Here is a 2,835-nt window from a genome sequence, read left to right on the forward strand (position 1 = left end):
CTGTGACGTCACGGGCCGGAGTATCGGTGAGCAGGCGCCCCGCTTCAGGCGAATGCCTATGAGTCCCCCAAGAGCCTGCGGAACAGGTTCGTGACACTATCGGGATGGTCGATCTCGTGGTCCAGGTAAGACGTACTCGCGCGGATTCTTGACGTAGACCAGGATCGTGTCGTGCTTGGTGGGCCAGCGACTGCGCGACTTGGCGCCGTAGTCGTACGCCCAGATCAGCTCGTTGAGGAAGCAGTCCCGCCCGAACACCGCGTCGAGCATGACCTTCGCGTAGTGCGCCTCCCGATAGTCGAGGTGCAGATAGAGGGTGCCGTCGTCGGCGAGCAGCCGCCACGCCTCCTCGAGCCGAGGCATGAGCCTCGAGTCCGAGCTCCTCGAACACGTCGGCGCGGTACACGAGCGAGCGGACTCGAGGCTCCGAAGACGTGGGACGACATCGTCGCCGCGGGTGAGGCCATCAAGGCCGCCAAGCCCGACATGCTCCCCTTCCCCGTCCCCGGTGACGCCGAGTTCCAGGTCTACCCCTGGGTCTGGGGCGCCGGCGGCGAGATCGCCACGAAGGACGGCAAGACCTGGACGAGCGAGCTCGACAGCAAGGAATCGCAGGCGGGCATCGAGTTCTACACGGGCCTGGCCACCGAGCACGGCTTCTCCTCCGCAGGTGCCACCACCTGGAAGGAGACCGACCTCCGCGACGCGTTCACGCAGGGCAACGTCGCCATGATGCTCTCGGGCTCGTGGACGCCGAAGTCTCTCATCGAGGCAAACCCCGACCTCGACGGCAAGATCGGCGCAGCAGTCATCCCGGGTGAAGACGGCGGCATCGCCCCCTCCGTGCTCGGCGGATCGCACCTCTCGGTCTTCAACACGACCAAGAACGCCGACCTGGCGTGGGAGTTCGTCAAGCTCATGTCCACCGGCGAGTTCGCCGAGCAGTGGTCGAACGAGACCGGGTACTTCCCGGGCGTCCAGTCCGCGATGGAAGAGGCACTGGCCTCGACCGACCCGCTGGTCGCACCCTTCGCCGAGCAGATGGTCGACGGCGGCGCATCCGTCCCGGTCACCCCGAACTTCGGCGCCGTGCAGGCGAAGAAGACGACCAACTCCATGATCCAGGCCATCCTCAGCGGGCAGAAGGACGTCGCGACTGCGACGAAGGACGCCGCAGCCGAGATGACCGAACTGCTCAACCAGAAGTAAGGAAGCACTCCTTCCATGTCGATGGTGCAAGCGCCACTGCCGGCCACGAAGGCGGAGTCCACCTCCGCCTCCGTGGCCGGCGGCCGGAAGCGACGCGGTCTCTCGATCGTCGCGGCCCGCCCCTGGCTCCTTCTCGCGCCCGGGCTGGCCATCCTCGCGGTGCTCATGCTCTGGCCGCTCATCCAGGTGTTCATCTACTCGCTGCAGGACTACGGCCTGCGCGAGATCAACACCGGGGAGAACAACTGGATCGGTCTCGACAACTACGTCGAGGCGCTCACCAACCCGACTCTCTGGACGGTGGTGCTGCCCAACACGGTCGGCTTCGCCGCCGTGGCGGTGTTCGTCACCGTCGCCGTGGGCACGCTCGTGGCTCTGCTGCTCGCGCGTCTGGGCACCACCTGGCGCGTCATCGTCTCCAGCTGCATCATGGTCGCCTGGGCGATGCCCGCCGTGACCGGCACCTACGTCTGGACCTTCATCTTCGATGCCGACCGCGGCATCTTCAACGCCGTGCTGCGTGACCTCGGTCTCATGGACGACCCGGTCAACTGGTTCACGAACCAGTGGTCGTTCTACGCCATCGTGCTCCTGAACGTGGTGCACCACGGATTCCCGTTCGTCGCCATCACGGTGCTCGCGGGACTGCTCGGCGTCTCGAAGGAGATGCTCGAGGCTGCAGCCCTCGACGGCGCCGGCGCCTGGCGCCGATTCTGGAAGATCATCTTCCCCACGCTCAAGCCCGTCTTCTCGGTCGTGATCATCCTGTCGACGATCTGGGACTTCAAGGTCTTCGCCCAGGTGTACCTGATGCCCGGCGGTGGCGGTGGCAACCGTCAGGTGCTGAACCTCGGCGTCTGGTCGTACGTGGAGTCCTTCGGTCAGAACCGCTACGGCTTCGGTGCGGCGCTCGCCGTGCTGCTCACGCTCGTCCTGATCGGCATCACGATCGTCTACATCCGCTCCCTCATGAAGGAGGACGAGCTGTGAACCCGCGCCCGAGGCTCCGCTCCCGCATCGGAATCGGAATCGCGGTCGCCGCGGTCCTGATCTTCACGCTGTTCCCCGTCTACTGGATGGTCTCCAGTGCCTTCGACGGCAAGGCCTCCAGCGGTGGACAGTCGCTGCTCCCGCAGGAGTTCACGTGGGACAACTTCGCGTTCGTGCTCACCGACGGCGGATTCGGCACGTACCTGCGCAACTCGGCGATCGTGGCGCTGGTCACCGTGCTCGTGAGTGCGCTCGTGTGTCTGCTCGCCGCCGTCGCCGTCGCACGGTTCAAGTTCAAGTTCCGCACCACGATCCTGATGATGATCCTGATCGTGCAGATGGTGCCGCTCGAGGCGCTCGTCATCCCGCTGTTCCTGCAGGTCAAGAGCCTGGGGCTGCTCAACAGCATCCTCGGCCTGATGGTCGTCTACGTCGCACTGTCGCTCGCCTTCGGGATCTGGATGCTGCGCGGCTTCGTGGCCGCCGTCCCGGTCGAGCTCGAAGAGGCCGCGTACATCGACGGTGCGAGCTGGTGGCGCATGTTCCGCTCGGTGCTGCTGCCGCTCGTCATGCCCGGCCTCGTAGCGACCAGCATCTTCAGCTTCATCACGGCGTGGAACGAGTTCATCTTCGCGA

Annotated in this window: 3 protein-coding genes and 1 pseudogene; 3 read left to right on the forward strand and 1 reads right to left on the reverse strand. The window is 65.5% G+C overall.

Going from position 1 to position 2,835, the window contains the following annotated elements:
• Positions 1–132: 132 nt before the first annotated feature.
• A pseudogene (locus tag KZA10_RS11345) lies at positions 133–372 on the reverse strand (DNA methyltransferase); the annotation flags it as partial.
• Here KZA10_RS11345 and KZA10_RS11350 point away from each other — a divergent pair.
• From KZA10_RS11350 to KZA10_RS11360, 3 genes are all read left to right on the forward strand, one after another.
• On the forward strand, positions 304–1,209 hold the full coding sequence (locus KZA10_RS11350) for an extracellular solute-binding protein (RefSeq protein WP_308289654.1): 906 nt from the start codon (positions 304–306) through the stop codon (positions 1,207–1,209). The pseudogene KZA10_RS11345 and the gene KZA10_RS11350 overlap by 69 nt on opposite strands.
• A 15-nt stretch (positions 1,210–1,224) precedes the next feature.
• Complete coding sequence (locus KZA10_RS11355) at positions 1,225–2,199, forward strand: carbohydrate ABC transporter permease (RefSeq protein WP_017828170.1); 975 nt, start codon at positions 1,225–1,227, stop codon at positions 2,197–2,199.
• Positions 2,196–2,835: carbohydrate ABC transporter permease (locus KZA10_RS11360; protein ID WP_218682937.1), on the forward strand; the 640-nt coding region annotated here is incomplete at its 3' end. The genes KZA10_RS11355 and KZA10_RS11360, both read left to right, overlap by 4 nt.

The organism is Microbacterium sp. BF1 (genome assembly GCF_019279095.1).
Taxonomy (GTDB): domain Bacteria; phylum Actinomycetota; class Actinomycetes; order Actinomycetales; family Microbacteriaceae; genus Microbacterium; species Microbacterium maritypicum.

Bases quoted from the DNA above. Each gene is read 5' to 3' on its own strand.
- KZA10_RS11355 (WP_017828170.1), top strand. From the start codon at position 1,225: ATGTCGATGGTGCAAGCGCCACTGCCGGCCACGAAGGCGGAGTCCACC.